At 60.3% G+C, this 15309-nt stretch carries 10 protein-coding genes; 3 read left to right on the top strand and 7 right to left on the bottom strand.

Annotation, left to right across the window (positions count from 1 at the left end; translation table 11 throughout):
• Positions 1-29: 29 nt before the first annotated feature.
• On the bottom strand, positions 30-1505 hold the full coding sequence (locus OHL13_RS00925) for a hypothetical protein (RefSeq protein WP_263408235.1): 1476 nt from the start codon (positions 1503-1505) through the stop codon (positions 30-32).
• Between the two features lie 181 nt (positions 1506-1686).
• Between OHL13_RS00925 and OHL13_RS00920 the strand changes: the two genes are divergently transcribed.
• Positions 1687-2937, top strand: a complete 1251-nt coding sequence (locus OHL13_RS00920) for an FAD-binding protein (protein ID WP_263408234.1) — start codon at positions 1687-1689, stop codon at positions 2935-2937.
• Between the two features lie 141 nt (positions 2938-3078).
• On the opposite strand, the gene era is transcribed toward OHL13_RS00920, so the two are convergent.
• The 5 genes from era to OHL13_RS00895 form a co-directional block, all read right to left on the bottom strand.
• Entirely contained in the window at positions 3079-4089 is a 1011-nt protein-coding gene (gene era, locus OHL13_RS00915; RefSeq protein ID WP_263408233.1) for a GTPase Era, read from the bottom strand.
• A gap of 2 nt (positions 4090-4091) precedes the next feature.
• Complete coding sequence (locus OHL13_RS00910) at positions 4092-5423, bottom strand: hemolysin family protein (protein ID WP_263408232.1); 1332 nt, start codon at positions 5421-5423, stop codon at positions 4092-4094.
• A complete protein-coding gene (gene ybeY / locus OHL13_RS00905) occupies positions 5420-5869 on the bottom strand; it encodes an rRNA maturation RNase YbeY (protein WP_263408231.1) in 450 nt (149 codons plus the stop codon). Before ybeY ends, OHL13_RS00910 begins: the two co-directional genes overlap by 4 nt.
• A gap of 85 nt (positions 5870-5954) precedes the next feature.
• Positions 5955-6992: a PhoH family protein gene (locus OHL13_RS00900; protein ID WP_263408230.1), complete on the bottom strand. Its 1038-nt coding sequence runs from the start codon at positions 6990-6992 to the stop codon at positions 5955-5957.
• Positions 6993-7240: 248 nt separating this feature from the next.
• The gene (locus OHL13_RS00895; RefSeq protein WP_263408229.1) at positions 7241-10588 is read right to left on the bottom strand and encodes a TonB-dependent receptor; all 3348 of its coding nucleotides are present in this window, start codon (positions 10586-10588) and stop codon (positions 7241-7243) included.
• A 191-nt stretch (positions 10589-10779) separates the two neighbouring features.
• Between OHL13_RS00895 and OHL13_RS00890 the strand changes: the two genes are divergently transcribed.
• Both OHL13_RS00890 and OHL13_RS00885 read left to right on the top strand, forming a co-directional pair.
• Entirely contained in the window at positions 10780-11439 is a 660-nt protein-coding gene (locus tag OHL13_RS00890) for an adenine nucleotide alpha hydrolase (RefSeq protein WP_263408228.1), read from the top strand.
• Between the two features lie 70 nt (positions 11440-11509).
• On the top strand, positions 11510-11896 hold the full coding sequence (locus OHL13_RS00885; protein ID WP_263408227.1) for a c-type cytochrome: 387 nt from the start codon (positions 11510-11512) through the stop codon (positions 11894-11896).
• A 186-nt stretch (positions 11897-12082) separates the two neighbouring features.
• On the opposite strand, the gene OHL13_RS00880 is transcribed toward OHL13_RS00885, so the two are convergent.
• Complete coding sequence (locus OHL13_RS00880; RefSeq protein WP_263408226.1) at positions 12083-15289, bottom strand: vitamin B12-dependent ribonucleotide reductase; 3207 nt, start codon at positions 15287-15289, stop codon at positions 12083-12085.
• Positions 15290-15309 lie beyond the last annotated feature (20 nt).

Here is a 15309-nt window from a genome sequence, read left to right as displayed (position 1 = left end):
TGCCCTTTCACCTTTGATCAAGTGGTCGACTAGCTTTTTCCGAAAGCTTTCGGATTGATAGCCAGGCGGATTTGCCAACCACCAAAATTGTTCTCGGACGTCTTTCCATTTCCATCCACAAAGAAGAGTGCCGGTCCGAAAAATCTTTGCCCCGATATCGTGATTCCTCCCTTGATCGCGAGTCCTATCGCGAGTTGAGAAAGATAGAAATTTTTGTGATCCAAGCCTGCCGCTTGGCGAAAATCTTCTCCCACGTGCTGATACGCGGGACGCCAATCGACAAAGACGGAGGCAGGAGCATCTCTGCCTCCGTCTTGTCCAATCGCGTCATACTGTACAAAAAGCTCTGCTGCAAATTGTGGAAGTGGATTCACACCGCTGCCGGTCGTTTGATCTCCAAGACCAGCGACGGTAAACCCGAGGCGCGGGGAGAGCACTGCGAGCGCTTGTAAATCATGCTTGCGCCAATTGAGCATAGGCCATGTAGCCCGCGTGTAAAAATCGCCACCCCGCTGCAACGCCTGGGCCGCCTGTTGAACGGAACCCGTTCCATCATTCGTTTGCGCCGCGCTCCCGCCGCAAGTGGTCGCTGTGCCGCTTGAGCCAGACGTTTGCTGGTCGCAACTGTTGGTTGAACCATTCCCGCCGAGCACCAACTGGATTCCGGGCATAAAATTGAATGCAAGCAAATCCGCTCCTACCGTCGATGCGCTTCCGGATGGGTTATAGGCATATTGCACCTGTGAGACAAAATCAAGGCTGCCACTCGCATTGAAAAAACAATTAACCACATTCTTGCGAATATCTTTGTGCGTGAGTGGGAGCCACGCAAAATCAGAGGTCTGACAGGTCTGAGTTCCGCTTCCGATCAATGGCACCGTCACAGTGACTGTCGTACCCGGAGAACCCGCAAGCGCAAAAACAACCTTGAGAGTTGAGGATGCCTGGCCTTCTTTCATGGGCTTATATGTCACCGGAATCACACAAGGATGAGATGCGTTAATTACGCCGGCGCAATTTTGAATCGAGAAGTTCGTATCATCTACCGTCGCCGTTGCAGTGTAATTTTCTGTTCCATTCAAGACCTCGAACGATAGATCATCCATATCGACCGAGCTGTTCACCGTGGCTGTCAGGATACGACTGGATGGCGCCTGAATATTGTTCGGGCTAGAGGATGTCCCCGGATAGAGGATGAACCTTGAAGCCAGGGCGATTTGTTTCTTCTGCTCAAGCTTGGCGCGATACGCATCCTTGAGGGTTTTCTTTTGTGTGGCATTCAGGGTCTTTTCCGCACGCCCCTGAAAGACCGCTCCACGCACTTGCGCTTTGTCAGCCGCTGTCAATTCTGCACGGCTCGTCGCGGTTCTACTGGAAACGCCAGCCCTTCCTGTTCCAGGTGCAAAGCTCTGCGCCTGCATCTCGAAAACCGGCACCATCGCCAGACACACCAAGACAAATGCGCATGCCCATGCACGCGCAGCAATACGGATCATCCACACCATCTCACTAATCTCCTCAAAGGATGAGAAACGGGATACTTCGTCTGCACAGATTGTTGGGGTAACCTGGGCCGAAGATAGCGTGACTATGTGTACGAGTAAAGAACTTTTTGAAGGAATAAAAATCGACGCTCCCACCGCCGCCTAGAATGGGAATTGCAAAACCGCTTTCCGAAGGACATTCATGCCTGAACGCAACAACTGGGCCGGCAATTACACCTACTACGCCAGCGTTCTCCTGACTCCCGCTACCGTCGAAGAAGCCCAGGCCATCGTGCGTGACACGGCACAGGTGCGCGCCCTGGGCACACGTCACACCTTCAATGGCATTGCCGACAGCGATGGCGTGCAGGTCTCGCTTGAAAAGCTGACCGGCATCACGCTGGATGAAGACGTGCGCACCGTAACGCTGGGCGCAGGTATTCGCTACGGCGAGCTGGCCGCGTGGCTGCACCAGCGCGGATATGCGCTGCACAACCTGGCTTCCTTGCCGCATATCTCCGTGGTCGGTGGTGTGGCGACGGCGACGCATGGTTCCGGCCTGCGCCATGGCAATCTTGCCACGGCAGTCACCGGCATCGACTTTCTGAACGCGAAAGGGGAACTGGTATCACTGACGCGCGAGGGCAATCCGGATCTCTTCTCCGGCGTGGTCGTTGCCCTGGGAGCACTGGGCATCGTCACCGCCATCACGCTTCGCATAGAACCCACGTACGACGTGGCGCAAACGGTCTACGAAAACCTCTCTTTCGATCACCTGAAGGACAACCTGCGCACCATCATGGACGCGGCCTACTCCGTCTCACTCTTCACCACGTGGCAGGACCATCGCGCGCAGCAGGTGTGGCTGAAACAGCGGGTGGGCGAGCCATATGCTCCGGAGGAGTTCTACGGCGCGACGCGTGCCGCCACCAGGCTGCATCCGTTGGCTGGGCATGACCCGGTCAACTGCACCGAACAGCTTGGAGTGCCGGGCCCATGGCATGAACGGCTGCCGCACTTCCGCATGGAGTTCACGCCCAGCTCCGGCGCGGAGATTCAGACCGAGCTTTTTGTGCCCATCGACATGGGGTACGACGCTATTCTTGCGGTGGAGGCTTTGCGGGAAAAGATCACGCCCCATCTGCACGTCACCGAGCTGCGCTCCGTTGCCGCCGATGACCTGTGGATGAGCCCGAACTACCAGCGCGACTCGCTTGGCATTCACTTCACGTGGAAGGCAGAGCCGGAGGCTGTCGCAAAGGTTGTGCCAGAGGTCGAAGCCGCCCTGCAGCCCTTTGGAGCGCTGCCGCACTGGGGCAAGTTCTTCACCATGGAGCCGCGGGTACTGCAACGCCGCCTGCCCAACCTGACACGATTCAAGAACCTGGCCTATCACCACGATCCGAAGGGCAAGTTCCTGAACGAGTTCCTGGAAAATACGCTGTATTTGTAGAAGAACCTGTCATTTCGACCGTAGCAGGACGCCATCGGCGTTCTGCGGAGTGGAGAAACCCTGCATTCGGCTGAACATGCGGATCTCTCCACTTCGCTACGGTCGAGATGACAAGAGATATGGGGAATGTAAGAGAAGCTGCTACTCTTCGTTCGACTGCTTAATGGCGAGATCTTCAAGCTGCTTGCGCCAGTCCAGGTCGTCGATAAAGCCGCGCTTCGAGCGCCAGTCGTCCTGCACCTTCACAAACAGCTCCAGGAAGACCTTGCCGCCCAGCACGTACTCCATCTCTTTACGGGCCGCGGTGCCAATCTGCTTCAGCATGGCGCCGCCTTTGCCGATGAGGATGGCTTTCTGCCCGGTGCGTTCACAATAGATGGCAGCGGCGATCTTGGTCGCGGCGCCCTTCTTCACGGGCTCCTCGAAGCGCTCCACCACCACCGCCGTGGCGTAGGGAACCTCTTCGCCGGTAAACATCAGCACCTTCTCGCGGATGAGTTCGGCGACCAGGAAGCGCTCCGGCTGGTCGGTGATCTGGTCCTTCGGGAAGTAACGTTCGCCCAGCGGCAGAACCGCGATGATGGCCTCAATCAGCGTGTCGAGGCCATCCTTCTTCTTCGCCGACATGGGAATGACCGCGGCAAAGTTGTGCTGCTGCTGCCAGTAGGCGATCTGCGGCAGCAGTATCTCCCGCGGCAGTTCGTCAATCTTGTTCAGCGCAAGGATCACCGGGCAGTCCAGCTTCTTCACCAGGCCCAGCGTGAAGTTGTGCTCATCCAGCGAAAGCTTTGCCTTGCCGGTCGGCTCTTCGCCGGGTTTGGGCAGGCGGTGGGTCACATCCACCATAAGGACGACCACATCGCGGCTCTCCAGGGCATCGTGGACCTCCTGCATCATGCGGCGGTCCAGCTCCGTGGTGGGCTTGTGGATTCCCGGCGTATCAACAAAGACAATCTGGGCGGCGGGGTGGCCGGGTACACGCGCGGTCTTTTTCTTAAGTGGAACCTCGAGCACCGCCTGAATGCGGTTGCGCGTGGTCTGCGGTTTGTGCGTCACAATGGCCACCTTCTGGCCAAGCAGCGCGTTCACCAGCGTCGACTTGCCGGCATTGGGGCGGCCGACGATGGAAACGAATCCGGAACGAATAGGCATCGTTATTGATTATCCGCCGTATTGGCGAGCGTTGCCATCTGGACCATTACGCGCTGGACCCGGCGGTCGGTGGAAGAGAGCACCTCCAGCCGCAGCCGGCCGGCCTCTACCACCTCGCCCGAATGCGGAATATGCCCCGCCAGTTCGCTGACCAGGCCTCCAACGGTGGTAGCCTCCACGTCGGCCGGAAGCTCCAGATCGACAGGGTCTTCGTCTTCCTCGTGCTGAAACAGCTCCCGCAGCCGCGAGACTTCAAAACGTCCGGGAACAGACCAACCGGTGGCGGCGCTGCCCACGGGCTCGTTGGTCTCTTCCTCGACATCGTGTTCGTCGTCAATGTCCCCGACAATGGCCTCGAGAAGGTCTTCAATGGTGATGAGACCGGCCACGGCGCCATACTCGTCCACTACGATGCGCATGTGCTGCTTGGCGCGCTGCATCTCCTTCAGCAGCTCGTTCACCTTCTTGGTTTCCGGCACAAAGGCCACTGGCTTCTGGATGCTGGCAACGGTCGCCTGTCCGGCGTCAGCGTCAGCAATACCCAGCAGGTCGCGCGCGAAGGCGATCCCGGTGATCACGTCGATCGACTCCCCGTAGACCGGTACGCGGGAGTAGGCCTCTTTGAGCATGACGGTGGTGAACTCTTCAAGCGACATGGTCGCGGGCACGCAGAACATCTCCGGCCGTGGCGTCATGACGGAGCGCGCCACCATGTCGCCAAACTCCACGACGCTGCGCACCAGCTCGCGGTCGCTCTCCTCCAGAATGCCCTCTTCTTCCCCGGCTTCGAGCAGCGCATCCACGCCCTCCGAGGTATTCTCCTCTTCTTCCTGCTCCTCCGGCTCCGCCAGGGCGATGATGGAGATCAGCAGGCTGAGGAACATGGTGATGGGCAACAGGATAAGAAAAACCAGCACCAGCGGCAGGCGCAGGTAGGCGATCCAAAGGCCCCTGGTCCGTACAAACAGCAGGTACGGAACCAGGCGGTCAAACAGGATGACAATGCCGACCAGCTCCACGGCGGTCATCACGAAGTCCGGCAGGCCAGGGCCGTGATGCAGCAGGGGAAGCAGGACAAACGAACTGTAGAGCTTGGCTCCGAAGAGCACGGCGATCGCCGCAAGCGTCACCTGTCGCAGCACTGAGGCCGATAGCGACAGCGTGTCGCGGCCAAGAATCATCCTGGGCTCAACGGCACGTGTCCACGCATCGACATTCTCTTGAAAGTCGCGAGAGAGGAACTTTCCCATCTCCGAATAGACTCGGTCGATGTAGGAGGCCAGCGTCTGGATGACCAGCAGCAGAATCAGCGAGCTCAACGCCCAGTAATTCATCGCGCAGCTCCTTTTACACGCTTGCCCGGGCCTTCTACGCGGGCAATCAGGCTGCTGGGCAGCCGCAGCTTCGCGCGTAGACGCGCTTCCTCCGCGGCCATCTCGCCGTTGTCGACCTCATGGTCATATCCGGCCAGGTGCAGGGTGCCATGCAGCAGCAGGGTCTTCACCTCGTCTTCGAGCGTCAGGCCAAAGCGTTTGGCCTGCTTCGCCGCTGTATCCAGCGAGACGGCAAGATCGCCTGCCAGCCCCTCGGCGAAGTCTCCGGCGGGAAAGCTCAGCACGTCCGTAGCCTTGTTCTTCCCGCGAAAGTCGCGGTTCAGGCGCTTGATGGTCTTGTCGTCGGTCAACAGTACGTCCACCTGCCCTTCCAGCCCTACGGCGCGGCGGGCGCGCAGCAGGTAGCGGGACAGACGGGTCCGGTCGAGCTCGATGGCAGCAGGCATCTCTTGTGGTTCGATGCGAATCATGCAGAAAAAGGAAAGAGGGCGTTACGCCCTCTTTCCATGATGGTACTCGATCCGAAGCGTTCTACTGCGGCTTTGAGATGCGTTTGGCCGGTTCGGCTGCCGGCATCCCCTCGCCAACGGAGCCTTCGAGCCCCAGCGGAAGCTGCTGTTGCTCGCGCGTATGACTGTCGTAAGCACGCACGATGCGCTGCACCAGGTGGTGGCGCACCACGTCGGCGTCCTCAAAGTGGCAGAAGCCAAGGCCCTCCACCCCATCCAGCACACGCAACGCCTCCAGCAGGCCGCTCTTCTTCGGGTTCGGAAGATCGATCTGCGACAGATCGCCGGTGATGATGGCCTTGGAGTTGGCTCCCAGGCGGGTGAGGAACATCTTCATCTGCTCGTTGGTCGTGTTCTGCGCCTCGTCCATGATGATGAAGGCGTCATTGAGCGTGCGGCCGCGCATGAAGGCCAGCGGGGCAATCTCAATCACGTTGGTCTCCAGCATCTTGTCGACGCGGGGCGGGTCCAGAAGGTCATACAGGGCGTCATACAACGGACGCATGTAGGGATCAACCTTCTCCTGCAGCGATCCGGGAAGGAAGCCAAGCCGTTCCCCAGCCTCCACCGCCGGGCGGACGAGGATGATGCGGCTGACTTTTTTCGACATCAGCGCGGCAACCGCCATGGCCACGGCAAGATAGGTTTTGCCGGTGCCGGCCGGGCCGATGCCGAAGATCATGTCGTTCTGTTCAATCAGCTCAATGTACTTGCGCTGGTTAGGAGAGCGCGGCTGTACCGTTCGCTTGGCTCCGGTAGAGCGCTGCTTGCCGCTCTCCACCAGGCCGCGCAGGGTAATGCGAGGGTCAGCCACCACCAGTTTCAGCATGCCGTGCAGTTCGCCGTTCTGCAGCATCACACCCTGGTGGCAAAGCTGGTCGTAGTCCGTGAAGATCTTCTCGACGCGGGCGATGCCATCCGGGTCGCCGGTCACCATCACTGCATCCGATCGCAGGTCAATGGCAACACGCAGGGCCTTTTCCATCAGGTGAAGGTTTTCGTCGCGGGTCCCGAACAGGGGCTCGATGTTGGGCGTGATCTCAAGCGCTTTTTTCATCAAGCAGTATGCTGACCTCCGTCAGCTGCTACGGCGGTAAAGGTTGATTGGCTCTGGGAGTTAGATGCCGCATCCAGCCACCACGCTGCGCAACGCGCAATCGGGAGCCGGAACGGGTTGGCGAGGTTTGCCAATGAAGTTGCGCAAAGAGTAACCCCGGTAAAAACCGCGAGTCAAGCGAAAAACAGGCAAAAAACATGCGGCGCACCCAAAAACCGGGTACGCCGCATGAAAGTGGTGCTGCTTTGGGGTTAGAAGTTGATACGGCCCGAGAGCTGGATCTGGCGGTTGGCGCCCTGACCCACCTGGTTGCCCACCGTCGAGGTCAGCGTGCCCCAGTTGCTGCCCGCCGTTCCGGTCGAGTAGGCCTGGCCAGGCTGGACACCTGCACTGATGGTGTTGGTCGAGGTCTTGGTGCCGCCCGTGCCGATGCCCTGCGCAAAGCGGATGGTTCCCGGAACGGCGTAGTTGGCGTGGTTGAAGACGTTGAAGGCTTCGGCCTTGAAGTTGAACTTCACGCGCTCGGTGAGCGCGAAGGTCTTCTCCAGGGTCATATCCAGCTGCGCCATCGACGGGCCATTCAGACCGTTGCGGCGCAGGGTTCCGAAGCTGCCAGGAGCCGGCAGAGTAAAGGCGGCCGGATTCAGCAGCTGCTTGCCTACGTTCGTGTACGGATTCACACCCGCTACCAGGTTTACGCGGCGGATGTTACGCGTGTTGCCACCGCCCGGAACGTTGACCACAGCCGTGGTGCAGACGCCGGCGTTTACCGTGGTGGTGCCGTTGGTGTAGCCCGGGCAGGACGAATCCAACACCGGAGCGGAGTAGACATTGCCGGCGTAGCTGCCGGAGACCGGCGTGCCCACGTAGGCGATATCAGGACGCGTTGCCAGGACATCGATCGGCAGGCCCGAGCGGAAGTTCACAATGCCGCCCATCTGCCATCCACCGGCCACTGCGTTGCCAAGGGTGCCGAAATCGACAGCCTTGCCGCGGCCTACCGGCAGGTCATACAGCACGGAGACGTTCAAGCTGTGGCGGATATCGAAGTTGCCACGGCCGTACTCCATACGGAAGTCGTACGGGTTCTGCGCGGTGCTGGCTTCGTTGGAACCGGAGGTGGTGCCGAGCTCCTTCGCCCAGGTGTACTGCATACCCAGCGAAAGGCCCTGCTTGAAGCGGCGCTGCAAGGTCGACTGCAGAGCATGGTAGTGGTCCGTACCGCCGGAGGTCTTGTAGTCGATTTCGCCGTAGCGGCTGCCGAACTCGCGCACTGCCGAACCCGCGCCGGTGGAGGCGTTGGTGTTCACGCTCACGATGCGGTTGGTGATGGAGCGCAGGAACAGGTTGCGTCCCTGCGAACCGACATAACCAACCATCAACTGCATCTGACCCGGCAGCTGCTGCTGGATCGAGAAGGTGTAGGTCGCAATGCGCTCCGGCAGGTGGTAGTACGGAGCGTAAGCGCGCGGCTGGAAGCCGGACAGGTTGTTGGCGTCAAAGCCTGCGAGCAACGCAGTCGTGTTGACCGGATAAGCTCCGGCGGCGCCGGTCAGCGTGCGGCCTACGCGGTCGTTGGCTTCAGGCTGTACCTGGTCTTCCGTCTGTCCGGGACCGTAGAAGATACCGGCACCCAGGCGAACCACGGTGTTGTTGTGCAGCGAAGCGGGAGCCCAGGTCAGGCCGACGCGCGGTCCGAAGTTCTTGGTCGAGCTGCCGAACCAGCTCTTGTTGTACTTCGGGAACGCGGAAACGCGGCCGCTGGAGTAGAGGGTGCCCGAAGTCATGTCAAAGAACACATACTTGTCATTGACTTCGTGCAGGGGCTGGAAGTACTCGTAGCGAACGCCATACGACAGGGTCAGGGTGGGCTTGAGTTTCCACTCATCCTGCGCGTAGCCGATGTAGTAGTTCTGACGCATCTGGGCCACACCCGACAGGCCGCTGAAGGGGCTCAGCGCGCTCAGATCGCCGTTGAAGGCGGTCTGATCCGGCGTGTTGTTCACAAAGTTGGTCACGCTGTTGAAGGTGTACTGCGTGCCGCCCAGCTGGTCGTTGTAGATCTTGATGATGCGGGACTCAAAACCAAACTTCAGGTTGTGATTGCCCTTGATGATCGAAAAGTTGTCGATCGGCGAGATGCTCCAGCCGGTGTATGGTGCGCCACGGCCGGTAAAGCTGGACGAAGTCGTGACCAGGCCACCGGGCTTGACGGCATTGGCGATGCTGAACAGGCTGGCGCTCAGGTCAGCATTCGGGCTTGCGCCGCTCACGCCATTGACGCGCGTCTTGACGTAGTTCAGACCGATTTTGGTCTCGTTGAACATCGATCCCGAGAGGACCTGGTTCAGGGCGATCACCGCGTTCTGCGGAATGTACTTGTTCTGCGTCAGGCCGCCGGCGGGGTCCTGCGTGGAGTTCGCTGTTCCCTGGTCGCGGTTGAAGCGGGCATAAACGCTGTACTTGTCGTTGATGTGGTAATCGAAGCGGGCCGCGGCGAAGTTCTCGGTCAGCGAGTACGGAACCGCGCGGCTGACCGAAACCAGCTCACGACCGGTTGCACCGTTGACCGTACCGTCGGTGAAGGTCACACCCGGCTGCTCGATCGCAATCGGATTCGGGTCCAGCGGATACGCAGCCACCAGGTTGCGGATCGGCGAGTTCACCGGGATACGCGAGATGGTGTAGTTCGAGATGGTGTTGCCGGTCGAGGCTACATTCCAGTACTGGCGCAGACCTTCGTACACACCGAAGAAGAAGAGCTTGTCCTTGATGATGGGACCGCCCACCGAACCGCCAAACTGGTTCAGGCGGAACTTCGGCGAGTTGTTGGCCGTGTTGCGGCGGTTGAAGGTGTTACGCGCGTCAAAGAAGTCGTTACGCACATACTCAAACGCCGATCCGTGGAACATGTTGCCACCGGACTTGGTGACAAAGCTGATCTGGCCACCGGTCCCGGTACCCATCTCAGCCGGGTAGCTGTTGGAGTCCACGCGGAACTCCTGGATGGCTTCCAGTGACTGCTGCAGACGGAAGATCGAGTTGGCTTCACCGTTCAGGTTGCCCGGAACAGCGCTGATCAGCGCCGTGGCTTCTACACCGTCCAGGCGCAGGACATTCTGCTCAACCGCGCGGCCGGAGAAACGGATTTCGCCAAAGTTACCGGAGCCCACATTGGTGGCGCCGGGAGCCAGAAGGTACAGCTGCGAGACCTGGCGGCCATTGATGGGCAGGTCTTCAATCTCGCGGCTGGCGACATTGGCGCCGATGCGAGCCGAAGAGGTGTCGAGCGCAATGATCTGACCGGCATCCACCATGACGGAGGTGGAGCTGCCGGCAACCGGCAGAGCGATATCCTTCACCAGCTCCTGACCGACGGCCAGTGTTACACCGGTTGCCTCGGCATCGGCGAATCCACTCGCCGTAACCTTGACGTCGTACTCAGAGGGCACGAGCGAAGGAATGATGTAGAGGCCATCGCCGTTGGTGGTCACCGTGCGGCTTTGGCCGGTGCGGGTGTTCTTGACGGTTACAGTTGCGTTCGAGATCACAGCGCCGCTCTGGTCGGTCACAGTACCGATAAGGCGTGCGGTCGTCATCTGGCCAAATGACGGGATACAAATAACGGCAAGCAGGAGGGCAAGCCTGAATAGTTTCATATAGCTCAAAGCTTCGCCCAGCACCCATTACGGCTCGTTAACGGAAGTATGAATGTTGCGTTAACAGCGGCATTTCCCTAGGAAAAACTCGCATCTTCCAAGAACTGTGAACGGTAAATGACAATAGGCCTATGAAGAAATGCATCCTGAGCTGGAGCGGCGGCAAAGACTCCGCCTGGGCCCTGAAGCTGCTGCGCGAGCAGAACGAGTGGCAGGTTGGCGCGCTGCTGACAACCGTGAACGAACACTTCCACCGCATCGCCATCCATGGCGTGCGCGAGGAGTTATTGGATCGCCAGGCCGCCGCGGCAGGTCTTCCGCTGTGGAAGGTGCCGCTGCCCTGGCCCTGTCCTAACGAAGAGTACGAACTGCGTATGGCGGCCGTTTGCCAGCGCGCAATTGCGGAAGGCTTTGAGGCTGTTGCCTTCGGCGACCTGTTCCTTGAGGAGATTCGCGCCTACCGCGAACGCATGCTCACCGGCACCGGTCTGCAACCCCTGTTCCCGGTCTGGGGCATTCCAACGGACCTGCTGGCCGAACAGATGCTGGTCGCCGGCGTAAAAGCCCGCATCGCCTGCCTGGACCCGCGCAAGCTTCCGGCAGAGCTGGCTGGAAAGCAGTGGAGCCGCGATCTGATCGCTTCCCTGCCCACGGGCGTTGACCCCTGCGGCGAGAACGGGGAGTTCCACACCTTCGTCTCGGCCGGCCCCATGCTTTCCCGGGAGATCGCCGTTACACCCGGCGAGGTGCTGGAGCGCGAGGGATTCGTCTACGCGGAGCTGCTGGGATAAGGGCAAAAAAAACTCTTCCCCAAAAACCGGGGAAAGGCTTAGCATTCGTCCCGACATTAAGGAGGCTCGCATGGTGAAGCCTTTACTTGTACTCGTCCTGCCCGCAGTTCTTTCTCTGGCCCCCGCACCACAGCAGTCCACACCGGCACCGCCGGCTGGAGCGCCTGCGATGGCAAACCCCGTAAAACCCACCGCCGAGTCCCAGGCCAAGGCGAAAAAGATGTACGGTTACGACTGTGCGATGTGCCACGGCGCCACCGGCGACGGCAAGGGCGACATCCCGATGAAGTCCATCAAGGACCTGACCGACCCAGCCTCTCTCAAAGACATCTCCGACAGCGACCTGTACACCCTGATCAAGAGCGGCAAAGGCGACATGCCCGGAGAAGGCGACCGCCTGAAAGAGAACGACCTTTGGAACATGGTGATCTACGTAAAGTCGCTGGCGAAAAAGTAGCCGGATTTGCGACCGGAAGGTCTCTTTTTCTTATCTCGGGAGGAGACCGCCCAGTCTCTTTTCAGAATCTTCTACGAAACACGTTTTGCTTAAGGGCACGGCGTTCTCGCGTTACGCGAAAGGAAAAGCCCCGCTTCAGCGGGGCTTTTCCTTTGTTGTTTGCGCGAAGCGCGTCCGCCCCTCCGGCTAGGAGCAGCCGCTCGTTGAGCCGCAGCTCATGCAGCGGTAGCAGCTTCCGTTGCGGACCATGATGGCTCCGCAGGTGGAGCAGGACGGAGCGTCGCCCATGTCGTACAGGCTCTTCATCGCGTCGGCAGCGTGGATGGTGTTGGCTACGCCGCGGTCTTCGACGCCGTAGCTCTCAACCGTGGGAGCGCCCGTTGCCGTCGGGTCAGGAGCGATGCCCTCGACCGGAGGCGTGGTGCGCAGTTCATACTCTGCAGCCAGGCTCGGGATCACCGCCGCCTGTGCGCCTTCTACCGTGCCTGCAACCGGAACCGACTTCGCCGGGGCAAGGCCCTGGAAGAGGTCAAGCTGCTGGCCGCTGAGGAAGCGAAGCTGCATCCAGCGGAAGAGGTAATCCATGATCGACTTTGCGTAGCCGATCTGCTCGTTGCCGGTCCAGCCCGAGGGCTCGAAGCGGGTGTGGGCGAACTTCTCGCTCAGCACCTTCAGCGGAACGCCGTGCTGCAGTGCGAGAGAGATGGCCGTTGCGAACGAATCCATCAGACCGGAGACCGTGGAGCCTTCCTTCGCCATGCGGATGAAGATCTCGCCCGGAGCGCCGTTCGGATACAGGCCGACGGTAATGTAGCCCTCGTGCCCCGCGATGGAGAACTTGTGCGTGACCGAAGCACGTTCAGCCGGCAGACGATGGCGAACCGCACGCGGAGGAGCTGAAGCATCCGACGCATCCGTGTTCTGGTTCGACTGCGCAATCAGCTTCGCTATCTGAGCTTCCAGCGCGGTGATCTTCGCATCCTTGGCGGCAACCACAGACAGGTCCAGCTCGGCCGTGGCATTGATGGCGGCGGTCGCCTTGTCAGCAATGCCCTCCTTCTTCGCCTTGCCGTCGCCGGCAGAAACGTTCAGCGGCTGCGAACCCTTCGATCCGTCGCGGTAGATGGCGACAGCCTTCAAACCCTGGCGCCAGCTCTCGATGTAGGCCTCGGCGATGTCTTCCGCCGTAGCATCGTGCGGCAGGTTGACGGTCTTCGAGATCGCGCCCGATAGGAAGGGCTGCGTTGCGGCCATCATCTTGATGTGGCCCATGTAATGAATGGAGCGCGTGCCCTTGGCGGGCTTGAAGCTGCAATCGAACACGGCCAGGTGTTCCGGCTTGATGCCGGGCGCGCCTTCGATGGTTCCGGTGGAGTCAATGTAGCTGACGATCGAGTTCACCTGGTCATTGGAGTAGCCCAGCTTGAACAGAGCCGACGGGACCGTGTTGTTCACGATCTTGATCATGCCGCCGCCGACCAGCTTCTTGTACTTGACCAGTGCGAGGTCAGGCTCAATGCCGGTGGTGTCGCAGTCCATCATGAAGCCGATGGTGCCGGTGGGAGCCAGCACGGTGACCTGCGAGTTGCGGTACCCATACTTCTCCCCGTGGGCGAGAGCACCATCCCACGAGTCCTTGCTGGCGGCGATCAGGTCAGCAAGCTGCGGAGCAATGAAGCCCTCGGCGGAGTCGACCGACTTGCCGATCTCGTTGACCGAAGCGCGGTGCAGACGGATCACATCCAGGAAGGGCTCGCGGTTGACGTAGAAGCCGGGGCAGGCGCCGCCTTCGCGCTCCACCGACTGGGTGAGCGGCGTGGCTGCGGCCAGCGGCTGGCACAGCTCAGCCACGCGGCTGGACTGCCAGTAGGCATCGCCGCACATGATGGCGGTGAGCGTGGCGGCAAAGTCACGGCCGGCGTCGGAGTCATACGGAAGACCGAAGGCCATCAGCAGGGCGCCGAGGTTGGCATAGCCAAGGCCCAGCGGACGATAGTCGTGCGAGTTTTTCGCGATGTTCTCCGTCGGGTAGCCCGAGTTGTCGACCAGGATCTCCATGGCGGTGATGACGGTCTTGATGGCGGCGCGGTAGGCCTCGATATCGAACTGTCCGCCCGGCGTGAGGAACTTCAGCAGGTTGAAGCTGGCCAGGTTGCAGGCCGAGTCATCCAGGAACATGTACTCACTGCAAGGATTGGAGGCGTTGATGCGCGCCGTGTTCTTGCTGGTGTGCCACCGGTTGATGGTGGTGTCGTACTGCATGCCGGGGTCGCCGCACTGCCAGGTAGCCTCGGCGATCTTGTTCATGATCTCGCGGGCCTTGTAGGTCTTTACGGGAGCCTTGTCTTTCACCGTCTTCGTGGTGAATTCGGCATCACGCTCCACGGCCGACATGAACTCATCGTTGACGCGCACGGAGTTGTTCGCGTTCTGGAAGAAGATCGACGAATACGCTTCAGAGTCCGGACCGGAGCCATCATAGCCGGCCTGTACCAGCGTGTAGGCCTTGGCCTCTTCCTTCTGCTTGCACTCGATAAAGTCGATGATGTCCGGGTGCTCGACGTTCAGGATGACCATCTTGGCGGCGCGACGGGTCTTGCCGCCGGACTTGATGACGCCGGCGAAGGCGTCAAAGCCGCGCATGAAGCTGAGCGGGCCGCTGGCGGTACCGCCACCGGAGAGGGTCTCCATGGAACCGCGGATAGCCGACAGGTTGGAGCCCGTGCCCGAACCCCACTTGAAGAGCATGCCCTCGGTCTTGGCCAGGGTCAGGATCGAGTCCAGTGAGTCGTTCACGGAGTTAATAAAGCAGGCCGAGCACTGGGGCTTGGTGTAGCCGGTGACGGAGAACTCAATGGCGCAGGTGTGCGGGTTCCAGTGCCAGTTCTGCGCGTCGGAGTTCGGCTCCAGGCGGTCGCAACCCACGTTGAACCATACCGGCGAGTTGAATGCGGCCTTCTGCTGCACCAGCAGGTGCGCCAGGTCGTCATGGAAGGTGTCCGCGTCGGCATCCGTCGCAAAGTAGCCGTCCTTCTTCCCCCAGTCGCGAATCGTCTCCGCAACGCGGCTTACCAGCTGACGAACGCCCGTCTCACGCTCCGGCGTGCCGAGCTGGCCGTGCAGGTACTTGCTGGCGACGATGTTGGTCGCGGTCATGGACCAGTCGACCGGAACCTCAACGTCTTTCTGCTCGAAGATCGTCTTTCCCTTGAAGTCCTGGATGATGGCGTCGCGCTTCTCCCAAACCACTTCATCGTAAGGACTTACGCCGGGCTTGGAGAAGTAGCGCTGCCAGGTCAGGCCGGGAGCTGATTTTTTTGCAGGGGTGGATTTCGGTGCCGAGGCGGCGACAGAGTCAGCGACAGCGACGGCGGCTTTGCGTGTTTCAGCCATAGTGGGAGCTCCTTGGGGGG

It is taken from the genome of Terriglobus tenax, from assembly GCF_025685395.1.
In the GTDB taxonomy this organism is placed as follows: domain Bacteria; phylum Acidobacteriota; class Terriglobia; order Terriglobales; family Acidobacteriaceae; genus Terriglobus; species Terriglobus tenax.
The sequence above is the reverse complement of the archived record's forward strand: the minus strand, read 5'-3'. Positions and strand labels throughout refer to the sequence as shown.

What these genes read in the sequence shown, in the direction of transcription:
- OHL13_RS00925 (WP_263408235.1), bottom strand. Translation starts at nt 1,505, where the DNA reads ATGGTGTGGATGATCCGTATTGCTGCGCGTGCATGGGCATGCGCATTT.
- OHL13_RS00920 (WP_263408234.1), top strand. Translation starts at nt 1,687, where the DNA reads ATGCCTGAACGCAACAACTGGGCCGGCAATTACACCTACTACGCCAGC.
- era (WP_263408233.1), bottom strand. Translation starts at nt 4,089, where the DNA reads ATGCCTATTCGTTCCGGATTCGTTTCCATCGTCGGCCGCCCCAATGCC.
- OHL13_RS00910 (WP_263408232.1), bottom strand. Translation starts at nt 5,423, where the DNA reads ATGAATTACTGGGCGTTGAGCTCGCTGATTCTGCTGCTGGTCATCCAG.
- ybeY (WP_263408231.1), bottom strand. Translation starts at nt 5,869, where the DNA reads ATGCCTGCTGCCATCGAGCTCGACCGGACCCGTCTGTCCCGCTACCTG.
- OHL13_RS00895 (WP_263408229.1), bottom strand. Translation starts at nt 10,588, where the DNA reads ATGACGACCGCACGCCTTATCGGTACTGTGACCGACCAGAGCGGCGCT.
- OHL13_RS00890 (WP_263408228.1), top strand. Translation starts at nt 10,780, where the DNA reads ATGAAGAAATGCATCCTGAGCTGGAGCGGCGGCAAAGACTCCGCCTGG.
- OHL13_RS00885 (WP_263408227.1), top strand. Translation starts at nt 11,510, where the DNA reads ATGGTGAAGCCTTTACTTGTACTCGTCCTGCCCGCAGTTCTTTCTCTG.
- OHL13_RS00880 (WP_263408226.1), bottom strand. Translation starts at nt 15,289, where the DNA reads ATGGCTGAAACACGCAAAGCCGCCGTCGCTGTCGCTGACTCTGTCGCC.